The organism is Achromobacter sp. 413638 (assembly GCF_043119405.1).
Lineage (GTDB): Bacteria > Pseudomonadota > Gammaproteobacteria > Burkholderiales > Burkholderiaceae_B > Achromobacter.
Map to the genome: position 1 here is coordinate 24,887 of NZ_JBICCO010000004.1, position 21,413 is coordinate 46,299.

A 21,413-nucleotide genomic window follows, 5' to 3' on the forward strand; every position below is an offset into this window, starting at 1 on the left:
GGTCCACAACGGCGCGCTAGCGCGGCTTGCGCTGCTCGAACAGCCATTGGCGCCAGGCGCCGTCGGTGAACAGCTGCGGCGGCACGCGATGGTCCATGCCGACATAGGTGATGAACCGGGGCCGACCGCCGGCGGCGGCCAGTTCCTCGGCCCAGACCTGGGCGCCGACATAGGCATTCTCCTGATCGTAGTCGCCGTGGATCAGCAAGGTCGGCACATGCGCCACGGAACGCGCCAGGCTGCGCTCGGGCGGCACGCCCGACAGCGCGACCATCGCGGCGAACAGGCCGGGCCGGGCCACGGCGGCGTCCATCGCGGCGGACGCGCCCATCGAAAAGCCCAGCGCATAGACGCGGGCCGGGTCGATCGGATGGCGGCGCATCAGCTCATCCACCAGCGCCAGCACGTCGGCCAGCGGCGCCCCCGGCTGGGAAACGCGCAGGCCATGCGTGTCATTAATGTAGTTGGCGCTGCGGTCGCGCATCTGCGGCACCACCACATAGGCCGGAAAGCTGCGTCGCACATCGGGCGCGGCCCACAGGCGCGTGAAGGCCGTCATGGGCTTGAGGTTGTCGTCGCCGATGCCGCCGGAGCTGTGAAAGAACACCACCAGCGGGTAGCGCTCGCCAGCCACCGGCCGGGCCGGCGCCAGCAGCCGGTACGGCATGTCGGTCTTGCCCGCATCGAACACCGCTTCGGAAAAGTCCTCCAGCGGCGCGCCGCGATACTGCTCCACCAGCGCCAGCTGCGCGGCCGTGGGCGCGTAGCGCTGCTGCGATTCAAGCACCTTGCCGGCCGCGGCCGCCGCGCCGCCGCCGGCGCAGGCCAGGACCGCGCACAACGACGCGCCGGCCAGGCGCGCGCGCACGCGCATGCCGGCGCGCGCCACCGGCGCCGGCCGGCCGTGGGCCGATACAAGGAAGGGATCCAAGCGGTTCTCCGAGAGTTCGACGCGGACGCGATCCGCCTGCAGGCGGACGCGCGCAACCCGCGGGTAGCGCGGAAATTGTAGAAAGCCCGACCCGCCGCAATGTGAAAAACTGTGCGGATTATGTATGCCTTGTGTAGGCCGGCCGCCGCCTGCGCGGCGACGCTACTGGTAGCGTTCCCGGTAGCCCACCGGCGACATGCCGCAGTACTTGCTGAAGATGTCGCGGAACGCCTTGGTGTCGTTGTAGCCGACCTCGTACATGACCTCGGACACGCTCTTGCGCGAGTTTTCCAGCCGCTTCTTGGCCGCCTCGACGCGCACCCGCTGCACGTATTCGACGATGCTGTTGCCGGTGGCCTGGCGAAAGCGCCGCTCCAGCGTGCGCCGCCCCATCGCGTGGCGGTCGGCCAGCGCCTCGACCATGATCTTCTCGGTATAGCGGCCTTCGATGTATTCCTGCACCGCGCGCACCGCCTGGTCGGCATGCGCCTTCTGCCCCATGAACACGGCGAAGGGCAGCTGGCTCTGCCGGCTCCAGTCCAGCTGGAAATACTTGGCGCACCAGATGGCGGTGTCGCGGTCGGCGTAGCGCTCGATCAGGTGCAGCACCAGGTGCGCGGCCGAAAAAGCCCCGCCGCTGGTGTAGATGCCCTCGCCGGCCATGACCACGCGGTCGCTGACCCACTGCACCTCGGGAAACAGCTGCGCGTACATGCCTTGCGCGGCCCAGTGCACCACTGCCTCCTGCCCGTCGAGCAGGCCGCCCGCCGCCAGCAGCGCCGCGCCCATGCACAGGCTGGCGACCTCGCCGCCGCCCCGGTGGTGGCGCGCCAGCCATTCGATCAGCGCGCGGTTGTTCAGCACCACGTCCGACACCGAACCCAGCAGGGGCGGCGCAATGCAGATGTCAACAGCGCCGGCCTCGTCCAGCACGGCATCGGCCTGGACCGTGATGCGGCCGTCATCGAGCCGGACCTCGCGCGTGACGGCCAGCGTGCGCACGCTGAATCCGGGCGGACGTCCTTGCGCCGCCAGGTATTCGTTGGCCACCAGGAAGCCCTGCCTGGCGGTCTCCAGGGAAGCGATGTTCGCGCCCGTGGGCAGCAGGAAAGCGACGTTTTTCATGGCGGAATCGTCCTGTTTTCTGGCGGCGGCGCGCGGCGCCCGCTGCGCGCCGCGCGGTATCCGGCACACCCGTTTTTACCCGGCAAAGAATACGCCGGAAGCCTGTCGCAATCCACCCGCAAGATTGTCGCAATCGCCTATCGGAAGCGCGCGCGGATCCCGATAAAGTGTTTCTCACCGGCTCGATGTCCGGACGGCGGAATCAGCGGCGCGCGGGCGTCGCGCCGCGTAGAACAACACCCTGCAATGGAGTCATCGATGGAAAAGTACATAGACGGTTACCTGCTGAGCGTGGCAACGGCCGAGCTGCAGGCGTACAAGAAAATGGCCGGACTGGCGCGCACCGTATGGCTGGAACACGGCGCGCTGGACTACCGCGAATGCCGCGGCGACGAACTGGACAACGAAGCCTTCGCCTCCTTCACCAAGGCCGCCGGCGCGGGTCCCGACGAAACCGTGGTGTTCGCCTGGATCCTGTTCGCCAGCAAGGCCGAGCGCGACCGCATCAACGCGCTGGCCATGAGCGATCCGCGTCTGGCCAACATGGAATGCGGAGGCATCTTCGATCCCAAGCGCATGTGCTGGGGCGGCTTCACGTCCATGATCGGAAGCTGACCGACACCCGCCGGCCCGAACGGGGCCTGCGTCACCGGCCTTTCCGGCCAAACACCCTGCCCGTCCGGAGATCCCGGCCGGCGCCCTTGTCCCTGGAGCAAACCCATGCCCACCCCCGCCACCCACGCAATTCCCCCCGGCATGCACACGCTGACCCCGCACCTGGTCTGCGAAGGCGCATCCGACGCCATCGCCTTCTACAAGAAGGCCTTCAACGCCGAGGAGCTGGCGCGCCTGCCCGGCGCCGACGGCAAGCTGATGCACGCCATGCTGCGCATCGGCGACTCCACCATCATGCTGTGCGACGACTTCCCGCAATGGGGCAGTCTGGGGCCCAAGGCGCTCAAGGGCTCGCCGGTCTACCTGCACCTGTATGTCAAGGATGTGGACGCGGCCATGAAGCAGGCCGTGGACGCCGGCGCCCAGGTCACCATGCCGGTGGCCGACATGTTCTGGGGCGACCGTTACGGCCAGCTGGTGGATCCGTTCGGCCACCGCTGGTCCATGGCCACGCACAAGCTCGACCTGACGCCGGAGGAAATCCGCCAGAACATGGAAAAGATGGGCGGCTGCGGCGGCCCGAAGTAGCGGCCGCGCTCAGGCCGGGTTCAAGCCCGGATACGGTCCGAGAAAATCCAGCTTGCCGATCTTCACGCCCTGGTTGCGCAGGATGCCGTAGGCGGTGGCGACGTGGAAGTAGAAGTTCGGCAGCGCGAAGCTCAGCAGATAGGCGTCGCCCTGGAACTCGGGCTTGAAGTCGCCGAACGACAGCGTGACCTTGCGGCTTTCGGCGCCGTCGAAGGCCTGCGGCGCCAGGCCCTGCAGATAGGCGATGGTGTCGGCCACGCGCTGGCGCAGCTGCGCCAGCGTGGTTTCATCGTCGGGAAACTTCGGCGCCTCGATCCGCGACAGACGCTGCGCGGCGAACTTGGACGCGTCGCTGGCGCGCTGGATCTGGCCAGACAAAGGATACATGTCCGGCGCCAGCCGGGCGTTGACGAGTTCGGCGGGATCGATGCCGGCTTCGCGGGCATGCGACTCGGCTTTTTCCAGCAGCGCGGCCAGCACATTCAGGCCGCGGACGAATACAGGCACCGAAGCCTGGTAGAGAGAAAGGGACATGATGGGACGTTCCAACGGTGTGCTTGCGACCGCCCGCCGCGACGGCGGCGGGGCCTCGGGAATGCCGCGATCTTACCGTCGCCCGCGCCAACCTGGCCCGCGCCCGGCCTGGACATCACCATTCCCGATCCGCGAACAATAGCCGCTTGCGCCGGTCGCGGCTACAGGGCCGGCGGCGTGCCGCGCCGCTGTGCCTGGAAGAAGCGCCAGATCAGCGCCGATGCGTCCGGCCCGCCCCTGCTGTGGTATCTCACGGCCGGATCGCCGCCGCTCCAGGCATGCTCGACATGCGTGATCTCGCACAGCCGCACCACGGCGCGGCGGTCCTTCAGCATGTCGACCCGGCGATAGGATTTGTCCGTGCCCAGCCCCAGTACGCGCTCGACCGGAACATCCTGGGGGTGCAGGCCATTGAGCAGGCGGAACTGGTCGAACAGCTGGCGCGCGTTGCGCGGCGCCACGGCGGGATCGAGCTGGCCCTGCAGGATGATGGCCGGCATGCCCAGGCGCAGCGCGGCCGGATTGGCCACGCTTTCCAGCAGCGGACGCAGGGGCTTGAGCGCGCCCCGGCGCATGGTTTGCAGGCCCGCGGCGGCGCTGTGCGCGTCGCCCGTCACCGGGCCGGAATGCATGGCCAGCGCCGCCACCAGTTGCGGATGCCGCAGCGCCACAAGAGCCGCCATGCCGGCGCCCGCCGACAGGCCGGCGATGTACACGCGCGTCGGATCCAGGCCATGACGCCCCACTTCCGAGCGGACCAGCGCGGCGATCAGGTCGGCCTCGCCGCCGCCGTGCAGCGCGTCGGGCTGGAACCAGCGCCAGCAGCGCTGCACCTGCCGGGCCATGGACTGCTGCGGGTACAGCACCATGAAGCCGGCCGCGTCGGCCCACTGGTTCATGCGCGAACCCTGCGCGAACGACAGCGCGGTCTGGCGACAGCCGTGCAGCATGACCACCAGCGGCATGCCCTGGCGCGGCACGCCGGGCGGAATGTAGCGGGCGAAGGCGAGACGCCGGCCCAGGCCGTCGGTGAACTGGCGCGAGGCCTCCCAGCGGCCCAGGCCCAGCGAGGGCGAGGCGCCGTCGCGCGAGGCATTGGCGCCGCGCCTGGCCGCCGCCCGGCGCGACGCGGCGGCGCGCTTGCCGGAGGCGCCGGGCACGGCCAGGTTCAAGGCCGCGCGCTGGATCCTGCCGAGCTTTTTCGCGGCCTTGAAAAACAGAGTGGAAAAACTGCGCGCCATTGTCAGGCCTCGGCCAGTTGAACCTTGCTTGCCCCAAGACGACGTCCCGATACCACCTGGCCGCAGCTGCACGGCCCGCCGACTGCCTCATCCGCCGGGCGACGGATGCCGGATTTGCTGCGTGTGCTCAGTAACGGCCCGCCCGGGCCGACATCGCGGCGCCGCTGGTGAACAGCTCCAGACAGGACAGCAAGGCGATCGCGATGGTGACGATGGAGAGCGCCTTGACGATCTTGTTGGTGTCCGGCCGGGTCAGCATCGCGGTCATGCGCGTGACGATGTAAGCCCCAACCATAATGCCGATGACAGGAATCATAGGTGCCCCCCGGAACATGCGATAGCGTTTGATTGAGCGGGCGCCGAGCGCGCCGCCGCCGGAAACGGAAAAATCGGCCAGCAGCGGCGCCAGTCGCCTGTCCGGGCCGATTATTTGTGCGGATCAAATGTATCACACAGTAACCGCATGGAACCCATATCCGAAACGTAACCGACGGCCCCGCTTGCCGAAAATCAAGCCGATGGAACACGCCTCGCCGTTACAGGAGGCGGCGCTTGAGCCGCCGCCGCAAAACGCCTAAGGTGGGAGCCCCGATTCCCCACACTCCGCCACGGACGCTCCACCGCATGTTCCCCAACGACCGCCCCCAGACCCTGGGCGAAGAAATCGCCAACGCCGTCAGCCACGGCCTGGGCGCCGCCTGCGCGGTGGCCGCCGCCCCCATCCTGATCGTCGCCGCCACGCGCCAGGGCGACGCGGCCTTCATCGCCGGCGCCGCCATCTTCGCCGCGACCATGGTGCTGCTGTACCTGGCGTCCACCATCTACCACGCCCTGCCGCTGAACCGCGCCAAGCGCCTGTTCAACGTGCTGGACCACTCAGCCATCTACCTGCTGATCGCCGGCACCTACACCCCCTTCGCGCTGGGCGCGCTGCGCGGGCCCTGGGGCTGGACGTTGTTCGGCCTGGTCTGGGGCCTGGCCCTGCTGGGCGTGGGGCTGAAGGCCAGCAAGCGGCTGAACCGCCCCGCCATTTCCACCGGGCTGTACCTGGCCATGGGCTGGCTGGTGCTGATCGCCGTCAACCCGCTGATCGAGCGCGTGCCCGAGGGCGGGCTGTGGTGGCTGGTGGCCGGCGGCCTGGCCTACACCGGCGGCGTGGTGTTCTTCGTGTTCGATTCGCGCTGGCGCTACGCGCATTTCGTCTGGCATCTGTTCGTGCTGGCCGGCACCGCCTGCCACTTCTTCGCCGTCCTCTGGTACGCCAAGGGTTGACATCCCCCCCGAAGCGCTGACGCGCCCCCCCAGGGGCATGCCTGCGGACCGGCAAAGCCGGCTCCGCGGCATCCCGCTGAAGCAGCACCTCCTGCGTGCTATGGAGGGTCCTAGTCGGTGCGCAGGTAGGCGGAGGGCGCCGCGCCCAGCACGCGCCTGAACATCGTTGAGAACGCGGCCGGCCCCTGGTAGCCGAAATCCAGCGCGATGACGGTGACCGGATCGCCCGCCGCCAGCCGCGCCAGCGCCAGCACCACGCAGGCGCGCTGACGCCATTGGGCGTAGGACATGCCGGTGTGCTCGCGGAAATGGCGGCTGAAGCTGCGCGGACTCATGTGCAGCCGCCCGGCCCAGTCCTGCGGCCGCGAGCGGATGTCCGGCGCCGCCATGAAGGCCTGGCACAACGCCCCCAGCCGCGCGTCGCGCGGCAGCGGGATGTGCAGCGGCAGCGCCGGCGCGCGGTCCACCTCGTGCAGCAGCAGTCGGGCCAGCGCGCCGTCGCGCCCTTCCCTGTCGTACTGCGCCGGCATGTCCACGGCCGCCAGCAGCAGCTGGCGCAACAGCGGCGACACCTCCACCACTTCGCAGGCCCGCGCGTCCGCGCGCGCCGCGCCCGGCTCGATGTAGGCGCTGCGCGTGCTGACCCCCAGCATCCGCACCTGGTGCGTGACGCCGGCCGGGATCCAGACGGCGCGCTGCGGCGGCACCACCCAGCCGCCATCCTCGCTCAGCACCAGCATGACGCCGGTGGCGCCGTACAGCAGCTGCGCGCGCCGGTGCGCGTGCGCGTCCAGCAGGTGTCCGGCCGGATAGTCGTTGCCGATGGCGACGAGCGCGCGGTCCAGGGCGTCATGCAGGTCGATATGGGTATTGCGCATGCGGGCGTCCTCCCGTCTGCCCGCAGCGGGCAGCCACGGAGGCTGTTCGGGAGTTGGCTGAAACTCGAATATTACTGTCTTCATTTCGAAAGCCGGCCAGGGCGGGCGCCGCTATCGTGATCCCATCATCATTCTTCGCAGGAATCGCGGCATGTTGTATCTGGTCCTGGCCCTGTTCGGCGTCCTCAGCGGCGTCACCACCGTGTTGTTCGGCTTCGGCGGCGGCTTCGTCGCCGTACCGGTGCTGTATGCCGCCCTGCGGGCCGGCCACGCGGCCGACGATCCGGCCGCGCTGGCCGCCATGCACATCGCGGTGGCCACGTCCACCTGCGTCATGATCGTGAACGCCGCGGCCGCCACCCGGCGCCATCAGAAGGCCGGCAACATCCTGCGCGCCTATGTCTGGCCGCTGGCCGGCTACATCGCCGTGGGCGCGGCGCTGGGCGCGCTGGCGGCGATGCGGATCGACGGCGGACTGGTGCGCCTGGCCTTCATCGCCTACCTGGCCGTCACGCTGGCCGACTGCCTGCTGCGCCAGGGCTTCCTGGCGCATGACGGCGGCGGCCAGCCACGCCCGCTGGGCGGCGCGGCGACGGCGGGCGGCGGCCTGGCGATCGGCGCGGTGGCGGCCTTCCTGGGCGTGGGCGGCAGCGTGATGACGGTGCCGCTGCTGCGCCGGCGCGGACTGCCGATGGCGCAGGCCGCGGCCATGGCCAATCCGCTGACGCTGCCCGTGGCCGTGGCCGGCACGCTGGCCTATGTCGTCGCCGCCCGCGACCTGCCCGCCGGTCTGGCGCCGTGGATGGCCGGCTATGTGGACCTGCCTGCCTTCGCCCTGCTGTCACTGGGATCGCTGGTGGGCATCCGGCTGGGCGCGCCGCTGATCCCGCGCATCCCCGACCGCCTGCACGCCCGCGCCTATCTGGTGCTGCTGGCGCTGGTGCTGCTGGGCATGCTGCTGGCCTAGGAACGCCGGTCTGCCACGCCCTTGCCTTTCCAGCGACCGAAAACCTGCATGGCTCGCTAGCCGGCAACGGCCGGCGACGCCGCATAGACATCCGGGCGGTGCAGTTCCATGTAGCGTTCGGGATGCTCGGGCGCGGTGAAGCCCAGCGGCGCGTAGACGCCATGCGCGCTGGTCGTCACCAGCACGATGCGCCGCAACGCCGCCACAACCGGATCGTCGAACACGTGGCGCATCAGCTCGCGCGAATAGCCCCGGCCCCGGCAGTCCGGCAGCACGAACACATCGCACAGATAGGCGAAGGTGGCCTCGTCCGTCACCAGCCGCGCGAAGGCCACCTGGCGTCCGTCCAGGTAGGCGCCGTAACAGCGCGAGCCGGCCAGCGCGCGCTCCAGCGTGTCCCGGGGCATGCCGCGCGCCCAGGGCGTCTGGTCGCGCAGGAAGGCGTGGATCATGTCAACGTCGAGTTCGGACTTGTCGGTGGAAATGCGCAGCGCGCTCATGGACGGCATGGCCTCGGTTGGAAGGGACGGCCCCAGATTATGGCGCGGCCGCACACGCAAGGAAACATGGCGGCCAGCAGCGCCTACCAAATCGCGCAAAACGTTTCCGGCGCCGTCCCAGGGCGCGCCCTGGGAGTCGCCGCGACCTTGCGGTGGCTCGCCGACACAGGAAAACACATCGGGAAACTTGAGGCCGGCCGACGTGCTTTGCCATCATGGACCCGTATCCATCGGGATGCCCCGACGGGGCTCCCCTTTGGCCTGCCACGCTTTACGCATCACAAGGAGGTCCCCATGCAGCGATCCCCCAGCACGTTCCTGTACGCAGCCCTGCTGTCCGCCGCCCTGGCCGCGCCGGTCCTGGCGCAGCAACAGCCTCCAGCCAGCCAGACGCCATCGCCGATGCAGGCGCCGGCCGTGCCGCAGCCGTCCGACCAGCAGCTGCAACGCTTTGCCTCGGCGTCGCAGAAGGTCTCGGGCGTCGTGGACGAATATCGGCCCAAGGTCGAATCGGCCAAGACCGACGAGGCCAAGCAGAAGCTGGTCAAGGAAGCCGACGAGAAAATGGTGCAGCTGGTGCGCGCCGACGGCCTGACCGTCGACGAATTCAACGGCATCAGCCGCGCCGTGCAGCAGGATCCGCAATTGCAGCAGCGCGTGTCCAAGCTCAATCCGTCCGGCAAGACGCGCTAGCCTGCTGTCCCGCCGATCCGCCATGCCGGCGGATCGGCGTAACGCGCTATCCTTGGGGTCAGGATTTCCGTCCCGCCATCGCAAGGAGCGCATCGCCTTGAATCCCGATCTCACCCTGTACGACCTGGCCGGCGCCGACGCGTCGCTGCGGTTCAGCCCGCATTGCTGGAAGATCCACATGGCCCTGGCCCACAAGGGGCTGTCGGCCGCCACGGTGCCGTGGCGTTTCACGGACAAGGAAGAGATCGCGTTCTCCGGCCAGAAGCTGGTGCCGGTGCTGCTGCACGACGGCCAGGCGGTCAGCGATTCCTGGCGGATCGCCTGCCACCTGGAAGACGCCTTTCCCGACCGCCCCTCGCTGTTCGGCGGCGAGGCCGGCCGCAAGCTGAGCCTGTTCGTCAACAGCTGGAGCGACGCCACGCTGGTGCCCATCCTGGCCCGGCTGCTGCTGCCGTCCATCCACGCGCTGATCCACGAGAAGGACCGCGACTACTTCCGCGTCACGCGCGAAAAGCGCTTCGGCCCGCTGGAGGAGCTGCCGGCCGGCTATGCGGCGCAGATCGAGGCGCTGCGCGCCGCCCTGCAGCCGCTGCGCCTGACGCTGGCGCGCCAGCCCTACCTGGCCGGCGACGCGCCGGCCTATGCCGACTACGCGGTGTTCGGGATGTTCATGTGGGCGCGCTGCACCAGCGCGCAGGAACTGCTGGCGCCGGACGACGCCGTCCATGCCTGGCGCGAACGGCTGCTGGACGCGCACGGCGGCCTGGCCCGCGCCGCGCAGGCGGCCTCCACTCAGGCTTGAACGCAAGCCGCCCGATCCCGCACCGCCCGGCTCAGGTCTTGAGCCGGTACCCGGTCTTGAAGATCCAGCGCACGCAGACCAGGCACAGCGCCAGGAAGGCCAGCGTCATGCCGGCGCTGACGCCCACGCTGACATCGGCCACTCCGTAGAATGCCCAGCGGAATCCGCTGACCAGGTAGACCACGGGGTTCAGCAGCGTGACGCTCTGCCAGAACGGCGGCAGCATCTTGATGGAATAGAAGGTGCCGCCCAGGAAGGTCAGCGGCGTGATGATCATCAGCGGGATGATCTGCAGCTTCTCGAAGCCGTCGGCCCAGATGCCGATGATGAAGCCGAACAGGCTGAACGTGACCGCCGTCAGCACCAGGAAGCCCAGCATCCAGAACGGATGCGCCACGCCGAAGGACACGAACAGCCGCGCCGTGGCCAGCATGATCAGGCCCAGCAGGATGGACTTGCTGGCGGCCGCCCCCACGTAGCCGGCCACGATCTCCACGTAGGAGATCGGCGCCGAGTGGATTTCATAGATGGTGCCGGTGAAGCGCGGCATGTAGATGCCGAACGAGGCGTTGGCGATGCTCTGCGTCAGCAGCGCCAGCATGATCATGCCGGGCACGATGAAGGCGCCGTAGCTGACGCCGTCGATCTCGACCATATGCGAGCCGATGGCCGAGCCGAACACGACGAAGTACAGCGCGGTGGAGATGACCGGCGAGGCCACGCTCTGCATCAGCGTGCGCCAGGCGCGCGCCATTTCGAACTTGTAGATGGCGAGGATGGCGTGGAAGTTCATGATTGCGCGTGCACCAGGCTGACGAAGATCTCCTCGAGCGAGCTTTCGGAGGTATTGAGGTCGGTGAATTCGACGCCGCGCTCGGCCAGGGCGCGCAGCAGCAGCGAGATATCGCCGCCGTCCTGCTTGCCGTAGGTATGGACCAGCTTGCGGCCGTCCTCGGCCAGCTCCAGCGCATAGGCCTCCAGACCGGGCGGCACGGCCGCCAGCGGCGTCTTCAGCGTCAGGGCCAGCCGGCGCTTGCCCAGTTTTTCCATCAACGCGTGCTTTTCCTCGACCAGGATGATCTCGCCCTTGCGGATCACGCCGACGCGATCGGCCATTTCCTGGGCTTCCTCGATGTAGTGCGTGGTGAGGATGATGGTCACGCCGTTCTCGCGCAGCCGCCGCACCATGTCCCACATGCCGCGCCGCAGCTCCACGTCCACGCCGGCGGTGGGCTCGTCCAGGAACAGGATCTGCGGCTCGTGCGACAGCGCCTTGGCGATCATGACGCGCCGCTTCATGCCGCCGGACAGCGCCATGATGCGGTTGTCCTTCTTGTCCCACAGCGACAGGTCGCGCAGAATCTTCTCGATAAGGGCGGGATTGGCCGGCTTGCCGAACAGCCCGCGGCTGAACGACACCGTGTTCCACACGCTCTCGAAGGCGTCGGTGGAGATTTCCTGCGGCACCAGCCCGATCTTGGCGCGGGCCTTGCGGTAGTCGGCGACGATGTCATGGCCGTCGGCCAGCACCCGGCCCTCGGTGGCGTTGACGATGCCGCAGATGATGCTGATCAGCGTGGTCTTGCCCGCGCCGTTGGGCCCGAGCAGGGCGAAGATCTCTCCGCGCCGGATTTCCAGGTCCACGCCCTTGAGCGCCTGGAACCCGGATGCATATCGCTTGGACAAGCCCTGGACTGAAATGACCGGCTGCACGGACGCCCCGCTGGATGGTTTGGAACAGCGGGGATTTTACCTGCCGTAGGATACGACCTTGTCAGCGGGAGCGGAACGCTATGTTCGCGGCCGCTGGCCAATGGCGGGCGGCAAGGACCTGCCGGGCGGCCGCGGATCGGGCCGGCGCCGCCAGCCCGGCGCTTGCGTTCAACGCCCCCAGCGCAGCACCAGCGGGTCCAGCCTGCGCGCGATCGCCAGCAACTGCCGGCGCGTCTCGGGATGCAGCGGCGGCCAGGGCGCGCGCGGGGCGTCGCAGGCGATCACGCCGCCCTCCTTCATCAACGCCTTGGCGGCCAGGAAGCCGGCCTGGCGGTTCTCGTGGTTGATCAGCGGCAGCCAGCGCTGGTACTGCGCGTAGGCGGCCTCGACATCGCCACGGCGATGGGCTTCGATGATGGGCCGGATGCCGTCGGCATAGCCGCCGCCGGTCATGGATCCGGTCGCGCCGGCCTCCAGGTCGGCCAGCAGCGTGATGGCCTCCTCGCCGTCCCAGGGGCCCTCGACCGCCTCGCCGCCCAGCGCGATCAGCTCGCGCAGCTTGCCGGCGGCGCCGGCCGTTTCCATCTTGAAGTACGAGACCTGCTCGATCTCGCGCGCCATGCCGGCCAGGAAGGCGGGCGACAGCGGCGTGCCGGCGGCCGGCGCGTCCTGGATCATGATGGGAATGCCGATGCGGTCGGACACGCCCTGGTAGAAGGCGCGCACCTGCGCCTCGCCGAAGCGGAAGGTGGCGCCGTGGTACGGCGGCATGACCATGACCATGGCCGCGCCCATGTCCTGGGCGCGGCGGCTGCGCTCGGCGCAGACGCGGGTGCTGGCGTGCGTGGTGGTGACGATCACCGGCACGCGGCCGGCCACGTGTTCCAGCACCGCGCGGGTCAGGATCTCCCGCTCCTCGTCCGAGACCAGGAACTGCTCCGAGAAATTGGCCAGGATGCACAGCCCGTCCACGCCGGAATCGATCATGAAATCGACGCAACGCCGCTGGCTGGCGAGGTCCAGCGCGCCGTCCTCGCCGAAGGTGGTGGGAACGACGGGGAAGATGCCGCGATAGCGCGGGTTGGAAAGTCCGGGCATGGCGGCCTCACTCGGTGATGCGGAACTGGTCCAGGAACTCGGTCTTGAGCGTCAGCCCCAGGCCGGGCCTGGCGTCGTCCAGGTCGATGAAGCCGTTGCTGGCCGTGGGCTCGCCGTCAAAGATGTAATAGAACAGCTCGTTGCCGACCTCCACGTCGAACATGGGGAAATACTCGCTCATGGGCGAGGCCAGCGTGCTCATGGTCAGGTGATAGTTGTGCATCTGGCCGGCGTGCGGAATCACCGGCACGCTATGGGCCTCGCACAACGCATTGATCTTGTGCGCGGCGGTGATGCCGCCGACGCGGTTGGTGTCGTACTGCGCCACCGAGATGGCCTTGCGGTCCAGCAGCTGTTTGAAACCATAGAGCGAGAATTCGTGCTCGCCGCCCGAGATGGGAATCGAGCCCATGCGGTTCAGCTCGGCGTAGCCGTCGATATCGTCCGCGATCACCGGCTCCTCCAGCCAGCGCGGCTCGAACTTCTCCAGCTTGGGCAGCATGCGCTTGGCGTATTCCAGGTTCCAGCCCATGTAGCACTCCAGCATCAGGTCGGTGTCGTAGCCGATCACCTCGCGCACGGCCTCGACCGATTTCAGGTTCTCGGCCACGCCGTGCTGCAGATGCGCCGGCCCGTAGCCGAAGCGCATCTTGAAGGCGCGAAAGCCCTGGTCCAGATAGGTCTGCGCCTCGCGCTGCATGGCGTCGAGATCGCCGCGATAGAGCTTGGAGTAGTAGCAGGGAATCTTCTCCTTGGTGCGCCCGCCCAGCAGCTTGAACACCGGCTTGCCCACGGACTTGCCCAGGATGTCCCAGATGGCCAGATCCACCGCCGAGATCGCCGCCATGGCCACGCCCTTGCGGCCCCAGGCGTGGGTGGCGCGGTACATGCGCTGCCACAGGTATTCGTAGTCCCAGGGGTCGTGGCCGATGACCAGCGGCGCCAGGTACTGGTCGACGATGGCCTTGGCGATGCGCGGCGCCAGCGCCACGTTGCCCAGGCCCACGATGCCGTCGTCGGTCTCGATCTCGACCACGGTCCAGCCGTGGAAGCGGAAGGTGCTCATGGTTTCCTGCGGCGAATACAGCAGGTCCATGGCGTTGGAGCAGAAATTGCCTTGCGGCGGCACGGTCTTGCCGGTCCATTCGTAGACGCGGGCGCGCACGGATTTGATTTTCATGAGGGGATTCCTGAGGCGTGGGGAACGGCGCGCGGACCGCGCCGGAATGTCTGGATACCGGTTCAGGCCCGGGCGGCGCGCGCCGCGCGGTGCGAACGACCCATGCGGCAGGCCACGTTGAAGGCCTGCCATGTGGCCGCGTCGCTCGCCCTGCCCTGGCCGGCGATGTCGTAGGCGGTGCCATGCGCGGGCGTGGTGATGGGAATGGGCAGCCCGCCCTGCACCGTCACGCCGCGCGAGAAGCCCAGCAGCTTGATCGCGATCTGGCCCTGGTCGTGATACATGGTGACGATGGCCTGGAACTCGCCGGCCTGGGCCTTCAGGAAGATGGTGTCGGCCGGAAACGGCCCCTGCACCGGCAAGCCTTCCTGGTTCAGTTCGCGCACCGCCGGCGCGATGATGTCGACTTCCTCGCGGCCGCAGGTGCCGCCATCGCCGCCATGCGGGTTGAAGGCGGCCACGGCCACGCGCGGCTCGGGCACGCCGCTGGCCTGCAAGGCGCGGTGGATCAGCCGGGCGGCGTCCTTGATGCCGGCCACGCTCAGCGCGGCGGCCGCGTCCTTCAGCGGGATGTGCGAGGACACGCGCGAGGTCCACAGATCGCCGAGCGTGTTGAACTCGCAGAAGTAACCGGTCACGCCCAGGTATTGGGCGAAATGATGCAGTTCATCGTCGTGGCGCAGGCCGCCCAGCTTCATGGCGTGCTTGTTCAGCGGCGCGAAGCAGATGGCGTCGACGTGGCCGGCCAGCGCCGCGTCCATGCAGGCGTCCAGCGCGCGCAGCACCGATGCGCCGCCGGCCGCGCCGGCCTGGCCCGGGCTGACGTCGCCGGGCCGCACCGTGTCCATCGCCAGCCAGGCGGCGCGGCCGGTGGCGGGCCGGCCGCGCACGGCGGCGAAGCTGTCCACCGGATCGAGCGCCACGCGCACGCCGGCGATCCGCTGTCCCGCTTCCCACAGCCAGGGGTCGCCGGCCAACACGATGTTGGCCAGCTGCGCGGCCTGCGGCCGCGCCAGCAGGCGGGCGATCAGTTCCGGGCCGATGCCGGCCGGGTCGCCCAGCGTCAGGGCGACGACGGGCAGGTCCTGCGCCGGCTGGCCGGCGGTTCGATGCTGCGGATGCATGATGGTCTTCACTCGACGGAAATGTGGTTCTTCTTGATGATCGCGGCGTAGCGCTGGTTCTCGGCCTGATGGAAGCGGGCGAACTGTTCCTGGCTCATCGGGCTGACGTCGGCGCCGATGGCCTGCAGGCGCGCGCGGGTGTCGGACAGCGCCAGGATGGCGTTGACCTCGTCGTGCACGCGGCGCTGGATCGCGGCGGGCGTGCCGCTGGGCATGTAGATGCCATACCAGGCGCTCATCTCCACGCCGGGCACGCCGGCCTCGGCCATGGTGGGCACGTCGGGCAGCTGCGGATTGCGGGCGGCGCTCAGGACCGCCAGCGCCCGCACCTTGCCGCTCTTGATGTGCGGAATCACCGAGGACGCGGTCTCGAAGGCGATCTGCACCTGGCCGCCCATCAGGTCGACCATGGCCGGGCCGCTGCCGCGATAGGGAATGTGCGTGATCTGCACGCCGGTGGCGTCCTTGAACAGCTCGGCCGCGATGTGCTGGGTGCTGCCGGCGCCGCTGCTGGCGAAGTTGTACTCGCCCGGCTTGCCCTTGAGCAGCGCGATCAGTTCCTGCACCGTGCGCGCCGGCACCTGGTTGTTGACGACCAGGATGTTGGGCACCGCGCCCACGAACACCACCGGCGTCAGGTCGCGGTCGTTGTCATAGCCCAGCTTGAGCAGGTGCGGGGCGATGGCATGGGCGGTGGACACGCCCATCACCATGGTGTGCGCGTCGCCGGATTTGGCCGCGAGGTCGGCGGCCAGCGTGTTCGAGGCGCCCGGCTTGTTCTCCACCACCACGGTCTGGCCCAGCCTCGGACCCAGCTTGTCGGCCACCGCGCGCGCCATGGCGTCGGTGCCGCCGCCGGGGGCCGATCCCACCAGCAGCCGCAGCGGCTTGACGGGCCAGTTGGCGTCCTGCGCCAGGGATGGGCCCGATGCCGCCAGGCACAGGGCGCCCGCCGCGATCGCGGCCAGCAAACGGGTCTTCATGCTTGTCTCCTTGGGGGCTTTGCGCCATTCCGGGTCCGTGCCCGGCGGCTTGTTTTGATGCAGCCATCTTAGGGAGTCGATTCGTTTCCGTAAAATGAAACTTTGGCACCAACCGTTCACTCCAGGCGATCAATCATGGAACGAGCCCTGAATGCCCCCGCCCTGCTGGCGCGCCTGCGCATGCGGCAGATCGTGCTGCTGCTGGCCATCGAGGAACGCGGCACGCTGCGCGCGGCGGCGGCGGCGCTGAACATGACCCAGTCGGCCGCCAGCAAGATGCTGCACGAGCTGGAGCAGGCCATCGGCCAGCCGCTGTTCGAGCGGGTAGGCCGCGGCCTGGCGCTGACGGCGGCGGGCGATTGCGTGATGGGTTATTTCCGCGGCATGCGCGGCACGGTGTCCTCGCTGGCGCGCGAGCTGGAAGAGCTGCGGCTCGGCAGCGCGGGCAAGCTGTTCATCGGCAGCATCATGGCCGCCTCGCCCGGGCCGCTGACCGACGCGCTGCTGCGGCTCAAGCAGACCTATCCGCTGCTGGCGGTGGAGATTTCGACGGGCACCAGCGACCTGCTGATCGGACGGCTGAACGAGGGTCGGCTGGATGTGGTGATCGGCCGCATGCTGACGCTGCCGCCGCGCGACTATGTGTTCCGCCCCATCGGCGACGAGGCGCTGTCGGTGATCGCGGCCGTCGACCACCCCCTGGCCGGACGCGCGCGCGTCAGTTTCGAGGCCTTGCGGGAGTATCCGTGGATCCTGCAGCCGCAGGGCAGCCCGATGCGTGACGTGATCGAGCAGGAATTCCGCTCCCATGACGCGGCCACGCCGCCGGGCCTGATCGAATCGGCCTCCATCCTGACCACCACCAACCTGGCGATGAAGTCGACCATGCTGGGCGTGATTCCGGAGTCCGTGGCCAGCCGCTACGCGGCCCACGGCCTGCTGGCCATCCTGCCGTACCAGATCCGGCACGCGCTGACGGCGTTCGGCAGCATCGTACCGCGCGACCGGCCGCTGAGCGCGCCGGCGCGTCATTTCGTCGAGCTGCTGCACGAGGCGGGCGCGGCGGCCTAGGCCGGCCCTGGAGCGTGTTCAGACCGAAAATGGAGCCTGGGCCGCCCGCCCCGCCGCCATTACAGCTCGTCGTCTTCCCTGGGCTTGGGCATCAGATAGGCCGTGAGCGCGCTGGACAGCCCGGCCATCACCCACAGCACGAAGAAGGACACGGTGTAGAAGCCGGTGCGCCCGGTGGGCACGTGCCCGAATATGGCCACGTCCAGCGGGTCGATCAGCGCGAAGATCAGCGCGCTACAGGCTGCCGCCGCCAGGAACGACGGCCACAGGATCCACATCAACGATCTCAGGCCCATGCGTGCCCCTCCTTTGTCTTACGGGTTGGACCGGACGGCCGCCTAACGCGCCGCCCCCACTCCCTGCTGCTCGATGACCAGCCCGCGCTTGACCAGCCCCTCTTCCTGGATGGGCTGGTTGCTGAACTGGGTGAAGGCGAAATACATGGTGATGAAGCAGCCCAGCATCGCCAGGAACGGGCCGGCCATCAGGAACCAGGGCCAGAATTCACGGTACCAGGGCTTGGCGATCGTGGCGGTAGTCATAGCGTGTCCTTTGATCCTTGCGCGGGTCCATGCCGCGCTCAGTTGGGAATGTAGAAGCTGGCGGGTTCGTCGGTCTCGATGCCGCGATTCTCGCCGTCCTGGGCGCGGGCGTGCAAGGTGATCGGATGCGCGCCGGGCTTGCCGCCCGCGGGTACGCGGATCACCATCGGCACCAGCTTGTTGGCGGCGGCCTCGACCTCCACCACGTCCGACGCTTCCTGGCCGGCCAGCACCGCCAGTCCGGGCAGGCCCTCGGCCGACAGACGCAGGCGCAGCGGCGAGTCCGACGTATTGATGATCTGCAGGCGGTACACGTTCTCGATCAGTCCGCCGGCCACTTCGCGGCCCAACACGCCACGATCGCGGATCACGTCCACGCGCAGGGGATTGCGCATGGCCAGCGAGGCGATGAAGGCGATGACCAGGATCAGGATCAGCGTGCCGTAGACCAGCACGCGCGGACGCAGCAGGTGCGAGCGGGCGCTCTTGGTCGACAGGCCGTCCAGCATGGCGCGCTCGGACGTATAGCGGATCAGGCCCGGCTCGTACTGCATCTTGTCCATCACCTGCTCGCAGGCGTCGATACAGGCGCCGCAGCCGATGCACATGTATTGCAGCCCTTCGCGGATGTCGATGCCGGTCGGACAAACCTGCACGCACAGGCTGCAATCGACGCAGTCGCCCAGGCCGGCGGCCTTGTGGTCGACCTTGCGCGAGCGGCCGCCTCTCGGATCGCCGCGACGCTTGTCATAGGTGACCACGAAGGTGTCCGGATCGACCATCACGCTCTGGAAGCGGGCGTAGGGGCACATGTACTTGCAGACCGACTCGCGCATGAAGCCCGCGTTGCCCCAGGTGGCGAATCCGTAGAACACCATCCAGAACCACTGCCAGGGACCAAGCTGCAAGGTGAACAGTTCATGTCCCAGTTCGCGGATGGGCGCGAAGTAGCCGATGAAGGTCGAGCCAGTCCACCAGGCCAGCGCGATCCACAGGAAATGCTTGGTGATCTTCAACCGCGCCTTGTGCCAGGACCAGGGCGACTCGTCCAGGCGGATGCGGGCCACGCGGTCGCCTTCGACCTTGCGCTCGATCCACATGAAGATCTCGGTGTAGACGGTCTGCGGACAGGCGTAGCCGCAGAACAGCCGGCCGGCCACGGCGGTGAACAGGAACAGCGCCAGCGCCGAGATCACCAGCAGCACCGCCAGGTAGACCACGTCCTGCGGCCACAGCACCAGGCCGAACAGGTAGAACTTGCGCGCGCCCAGGTCGAACAGCACGGCCTGGCGGCCATTCCATTGCAGCCAGGGCAGGCCGTAGAAGATGAGCTGGGTCAGAAAGACGAAGGCGATGCGCCAGCGCGCGAACAGGCCGCTGACGGATCGCGGGTAGATCTTGCTGCGCACGCCGGCCAGGGTCTGTTCCAGCGTTTCCTGGCCGGGACGCGGCGGCCGCACATGCGGCCGCCAGGGCGGCGGATCGCCGCCGGGCGGCGTGCTGACGGTTGCGGTTGACCCATCGTTTTTCATCGCAGGGCCGCCCCAAGATGAAACGCGCCCCCCTCGGGGGGGCAGCAAGCGCACAACGCGCGCGCGGCGTGGGGGGTCATCTTCATTTGCTGCTCCGTACTCATCAAGTCCACGTCGCCTGAGAGAAACGCCGTTTCTCTCAGGCTCTATGCCACATACAGGTCCGCGATCAGCGGGCCGCCGTCTTCTCGGCCGCCTGCGGCTTGGCGTCCGGCTTGTTGGACAGGCCCCACACCCAGGCCGTCAGGATCTTGATCTGGTCGGGCGTCAGCACGTCCTCATGCGCGGGCATGCGGTTCTGGCGTCCTTCCAGGATGGTCTGCACGATGGTCGCTTCCGAGCTGCCATAGAGCCAGACTTCGTCCGTCAGGTTCGGCGCGCCCAGCGACTGATTGCCCTTGCCGTCGACACCGTGACAGGCCACGCAGTAGTTGGCGAACTCGCGCTTGCCGCGGAACACGCGCACCGGATCGGCGGTCAGGCCCGACAGCGAGCGCACGTATTGCGCGATATCGCCGGCCGTCTTGGGATCGATCACGCCCTTCCACGGGGGCATCACGCCGATGCGGCCCTTGGTGATGGTCTGCATGATGGCTTCGGGAGAGCCGCCGTGCAGCCAGTCGCCATCGGCCAGGTTGGGGAAGCTGGGGCCGCCCTTGGCGTCCGAGCCGTGGCATTGCGCGCAGGTGTTCAGGAACAGGCGCTGGCCGATCTCACGCGCGCCGGGGTCGGCGGCGATCTGCGGCACGGTCATGGTCTCGAAACGCGCATAGATGGGGCGCACCGCCTCGGCCAGCTTGGCCTGGTTGCGCGCCACTTCCTCGGCGCTGCTGTAGCCCAGCGAGCCCTTGTATTCGCCCAGGCCCGGCATGAAGAACAGGTAGCCCAGCGCGAACACGCAAGCCAGCAGGTACATCCAGGTCCACCAGCTGGGGACCGGGTTGTTCAGCTCGGTCAGGTCGCCGTCCCAGACATGGCCGGTGTCCTCGACCTGGCCGTTGGCCGGCTTGGTGCTGAGCCAACGACGCTGCGTGTACAGCAGCCACACGCACCAGACCACGCCGCCCACGGCGACGACGGAGATGAAATACCCCCAGAAGCCATTGACGAAATCGCTCATGACCGATTCGCTCCATCTTGTTGTGCCGGCCCGAATTCATCGGGCAGCGCGAACGGCAGCATCGCCGATTCGCTGTTGGCGCTCTGGCGGCCGCGCGAGCAGGCCCACCAGACGATGCCGAAAAAGGTTGCCATCGAGATGGCGGTGACGATTGCGCTGATGTAGGCCATGATCAGCCTCCCGAGGCCGGCTGGGCGGCCGGCTGCCTGGCGGCGTCGACGGCCTTCTTGGCGGCTTCCTCGGCGGCGGCGGCCTTCTTGGCCTGCTGCGCCTTGCGCACGCCCACGCCCAGCCCTTGCAGGTAGGCCACCAGCGCGTCCTCTTCCGTCTTGCCCTCGATGGCCTTGGGCGCGGCGGCGATTTCCTCGTCGCTGTACGGCACGCCCACCAGGCGCAGGGCGCGCATGCGGTCCTGCACGTTCTGGCCGGTGATCGAGGTCTTCTCCAGCCACGGATAGGCCGGCATGTTGGACTCCGGCACCACCATGCGCGGGTTGCGCAGGTGGATGCGGTGCCACTCGTCGGAATAGCGCTCGCCCAGGCGCGCCAGGTCGGGACCCGTGCGCTTGGAACCCCACAGGAACGGATGGTCGAACACCGATTCCGAGGCCAGCGAGTACGAACCGTAGCGCTGCACTTCGGCCGCCAGCAGGCGCACCTGCTGGGAATGGCAGCCGACGCAGCCCTCGCGGATGTAGATGTCGCGGCCCATCAGGCGCAGGGGGCTGTAGGGCTCGACGCCCTCGGCCGCCTGCGTGGTGCTGTGCTGGAAGAACAGCGGGATGATCTGCACCAGGCCGGCGAAGGACACCACCAGGATGCTGGCGATGATCATCCAGCCGATGTTCTTCTCGAGCGTCTGGTGGGAAAAGAAGCCGTGTTGCTTGTTGGCCATGATGTCCTC

General features: G+C 68.5%; 26 protein-coding genes. 7 read left to right on the forward strand and 19 right to left on the reverse strand.

The features are described 5' to 3' along the window. Positions 1–16: 16 nt before the first annotated feature. Together ACEU5R_RS02815 and ACEU5R_RS02820 are read right to left on the reverse strand one after the other, a co-directional pair. Positions 17–931: a prolyl oligopeptidase family serine peptidase gene (locus ACEU5R_RS02815; protein ID WP_392409023.1), complete on the reverse strand. Its 915-nt coding sequence runs from the start codon at positions 929–931 to the stop codon at positions 17–19. Between the two features lie 162 nt (positions 932–1,093). Further along, on the reverse strand, positions 1,094–2,056 hold the full coding sequence (locus tag ACEU5R_RS02820; protein ID WP_392409024.1) for a GlxA family transcriptional regulator: 963 nt from the start codon (positions 2,054–2,056) through the stop codon (positions 1,094–1,096). 258 nt (positions 2,057–2,314) lie between these two features. Between ACEU5R_RS02820 and ACEU5R_RS02825 the strand changes: the two genes are divergently transcribed. After that, positions 2,315–2,671, forward strand: a complete 357-nt coding sequence (locus ACEU5R_RS02825; RefSeq protein ID WP_103273735.1) for a DUF1428 domain-containing protein — start codon at positions 2,315–2,317, stop codon at positions 2,669–2,671. 105 nt (positions 2,672–2,776) lie between these two features. Next, a complete protein-coding gene (locus ACEU5R_RS02830) occupies positions 2,777–3,259 on the forward strand; it encodes a VOC family protein (protein ID WP_103273734.1) in 483 nt (160 codons plus the stop codon). 9 nt (positions 3,260–3,268) lie between these two features. Here ACEU5R_RS02830 and ACEU5R_RS02835 read toward each other — a convergent pair whose 3' ends face one another. From ACEU5R_RS02835 to ACEU5R_RS02845, 3 genes are all read right to left on the reverse strand, one after another. Continuing rightward, entirely contained in the window at positions 3,269–3,793 is a 525-nt protein-coding gene (locus ACEU5R_RS02835) for a DUF1993 family protein (protein WP_103273733.1), read from the reverse strand. Positions 3,794–3,954: 161 nt separating this feature from the next. Continuing rightward, positions 3,955–5,034 (reverse strand): alpha/beta hydrolase family esterase, encoded by a 1,080-nt coding sequence (locus ACEU5R_RS02840; protein ID WP_392409026.1) that lies wholly within the window; start codon positions 5,032–5,034, stop codon positions 3,955–3,957. 127 nt (positions 5,035–5,161) lie between these two features. After that, positions 5,162–5,350 carry a hypothetical protein gene (locus ACEU5R_RS02845; RefSeq protein WP_103273731.1) on the reverse strand — a complete coding sequence of 63 codons (189 nt, stop codon included), beginning with the start codon at positions 5,348–5,350 and terminating at the stop codon, positions 5,162–5,164. 308 nt (positions 5,351–5,658) lie between these two features. On the opposite strand from ACEU5R_RS02845, the gene ACEU5R_RS02850 reads away from it, so the two are divergent. Further along, positions 5,659–6,306 carry a hemolysin III family protein gene (locus tag ACEU5R_RS02850; protein WP_103273730.1) on the forward strand — a complete coding sequence of 216 codons (648 nt, stop codon included), beginning with the start codon at positions 5,659–5,661 and terminating at the stop codon, positions 6,304–6,306. A 110-nt stretch (positions 6,307–6,416) separates the two neighbouring features. On the opposite strand, the gene ACEU5R_RS02855 is transcribed toward ACEU5R_RS02850, so the two are convergent. After that, positions 6,417–7,184 carry an AraC family transcriptional regulator gene (locus ACEU5R_RS02855; RefSeq protein ID WP_392409027.1) on the reverse strand — a complete coding sequence of 256 codons (768 nt, stop codon included), beginning with the start codon at positions 7,182–7,184 and terminating at the stop codon, positions 6,417–6,419. Positions 7,185–7,335: 151 nt separating this feature from the next. Between ACEU5R_RS02855 and ACEU5R_RS02860 the strand changes: the two genes are divergently transcribed. Next, complete coding sequence (locus ACEU5R_RS02860; protein WP_103273728.1) at positions 7,336–8,151, forward strand: sulfite exporter TauE/SafE family protein; 816 nt, start codon at positions 7,336–7,338, stop codon at positions 8,149–8,151. Positions 8,152–8,207: 56 nt separating this feature from the next. Here ACEU5R_RS02860 and ACEU5R_RS02865 read toward each other — a convergent pair whose 3' ends face one another. Next, positions 8,208–8,651, reverse strand: a complete 444-nt coding sequence (locus tag ACEU5R_RS02865) for a GNAT family N-acetyltransferase (RefSeq protein WP_103276409.1) — start codon at positions 8,649–8,651, stop codon at positions 8,208–8,210. Between the two features lie 294 nt (positions 8,652–8,945). Between ACEU5R_RS02865 and ACEU5R_RS02870 the strand changes: the two genes are divergently transcribed. Together ACEU5R_RS02870 and ACEU5R_RS02875 are read left to right on the forward strand one after the other, a co-directional pair. After that, positions 8,946–9,344, forward strand: a complete 399-nt coding sequence (locus tag ACEU5R_RS02870; protein ID WP_103273727.1) for a DUF4168 domain-containing protein — start codon at positions 8,946–8,948, stop codon at positions 9,342–9,344. Positions 9,345–9,441: 97 nt separating this feature from the next. Beyond that, entirely contained in the window at positions 9,442–10,146 is a 705-nt protein-coding gene (locus tag ACEU5R_RS02875) for a glutathione S-transferase family protein (protein ID WP_392409028.1), read from the forward strand. A gap of 31 nt (positions 10,147–10,177) precedes the next feature. On the opposite strand, the gene ACEU5R_RS02880 is transcribed toward ACEU5R_RS02875, so the two are convergent. The 6 genes from ACEU5R_RS02880 to ACEU5R_RS02905 form a co-directional block, all read right to left on the reverse strand. Continuing rightward, a complete protein-coding gene (locus ACEU5R_RS02880) occupies positions 10,178–10,939 on the reverse strand; it encodes an ABC transporter permease (RefSeq protein ID WP_103273725.1) in 762 nt (253 codons plus the stop codon). Then, positions 10,936–11,859 carry an ABC transporter ATP-binding protein gene (locus tag ACEU5R_RS02885; protein WP_103273724.1) on the reverse strand — a complete coding sequence of 308 codons (924 nt, stop codon included), beginning with the start codon at positions 11,857–11,859 and terminating at the stop codon, positions 10,936–10,938. Before ACEU5R_RS02885 ends, ACEU5R_RS02880 begins: the two co-directional genes overlap by 4 nt. Before the next feature lie 168 nt (positions 11,860–12,027). Further along, complete coding sequence (locus ACEU5R_RS02890; protein ID WP_103273723.1) at positions 12,028–12,957, reverse strand: dihydrodipicolinate synthase family protein; 930 nt, start codon at positions 12,955–12,957, stop codon at positions 12,028–12,030. Positions 12,958–12,964: 7 nt separating this feature from the next. Then, a complete protein-coding gene (locus ACEU5R_RS02895) occupies positions 12,965–14,137 on the reverse strand; it encodes an L-rhamnonate dehydratase (protein ID WP_103273722.1) in 1,173 nt (390 codons plus the stop codon). Positions 14,138–14,199: 62 nt separating this feature from the next. After that, positions 14,200–15,261 (reverse strand): 4-hydroxythreonine-4-phosphate dehydrogenase PdxA, encoded by a 1,062-nt coding sequence (locus ACEU5R_RS02900; protein ID WP_103276408.1) that lies wholly within the window; start codon positions 15,259–15,261, stop codon positions 14,200–14,202. A gap of 8 nt (positions 15,262–15,269) precedes the next feature. Then, positions 15,270–16,244, reverse strand: coding sequence for a tripartite tricarboxylate transporter substrate binding protein (locus ACEU5R_RS02905; RefSeq protein WP_103273721.1), 975 nt, complete (start codon positions 16,242–16,244; stop codon positions 15,270–15,272). A gap of 135 nt (positions 16,245–16,379) precedes the next feature. Between ACEU5R_RS02905 and ACEU5R_RS02910 the strand changes: the two genes are divergently transcribed. After that, positions 16,380–17,315, forward strand: coding sequence for a LysR family transcriptional regulator (locus ACEU5R_RS02910; protein WP_103273720.1), 936 nt, complete (start codon positions 16,380–16,382; stop codon positions 17,313–17,315). Positions 17,316–17,374: 59 nt separating this feature from the next. Here ACEU5R_RS02910 and ACEU5R_RS02915 read toward each other — a convergent pair whose 3' ends face one another. From ACEU5R_RS02915 to ccoO, 6 genes are all read right to left on the reverse strand, one after another. Then, on the reverse strand, positions 17,375–17,611 hold the full coding sequence (locus tag ACEU5R_RS02915) for a hypothetical protein (protein WP_103273719.1): 237 nt from the start codon (positions 17,609–17,611) through the stop codon (positions 17,375–17,377). 42 nt (positions 17,612–17,653) lie between these two features. Further along, on the reverse strand, positions 17,654–17,857 hold the full coding sequence (locus ACEU5R_RS02920; protein WP_392409030.1) for a FixH family protein: 204 nt from the start codon (positions 17,855–17,857) through the stop codon (positions 17,654–17,656). Positions 17,858–17,895: 38 nt separating this feature from the next. Continuing rightward, the gene (gene ccoG / locus ACEU5R_RS02925; RefSeq protein ID WP_392409031.1) at positions 17,896–19,389 is read right to left on the reverse strand and encodes a cytochrome c oxidase accessory protein CcoG; all 1,494 of its coding nucleotides are present in this window, start codon (positions 19,387–19,389) and stop codon (positions 17,896–17,898) included. Between the two features lie 169 nt (positions 19,390–19,558). Beyond that, positions 19,559–20,509 carry a cytochrome-c oxidase, cbb3-type subunit III gene (gene ccoP / locus ACEU5R_RS02930; RefSeq protein ID WP_103273716.1) on the reverse strand — a complete coding sequence of 317 codons (951 nt, stop codon included), beginning with the start codon at positions 20,507–20,509 and terminating at the stop codon, positions 19,559–19,561. Next, the gene (locus ACEU5R_RS02935; RefSeq protein ID WP_103276407.1) at positions 20,506–20,682 is read right to left on the reverse strand and encodes a CcoQ/FixQ family Cbb3-type cytochrome c oxidase assembly chaperone; all 177 of its coding nucleotides are present in this window, start codon (positions 20,680–20,682) and stop codon (positions 20,506–20,508) included. The genes ccoP and ACEU5R_RS02935 overlap by 4 nt, the downstream gene beginning before the upstream one ends. Next, positions 20,682–21,404, reverse strand: coding sequence for a cytochrome-c oxidase, cbb3-type subunit II (gene ccoO / locus ACEU5R_RS02940; protein ID WP_103273715.1), 723 nt, complete (start codon positions 21,402–21,404; stop codon positions 20,682–20,684). Before ccoO ends, ACEU5R_RS02935 begins: the two co-directional genes overlap by 1 nt. Positions 21,405–21,413: the final 9 nt, after the last annotated feature.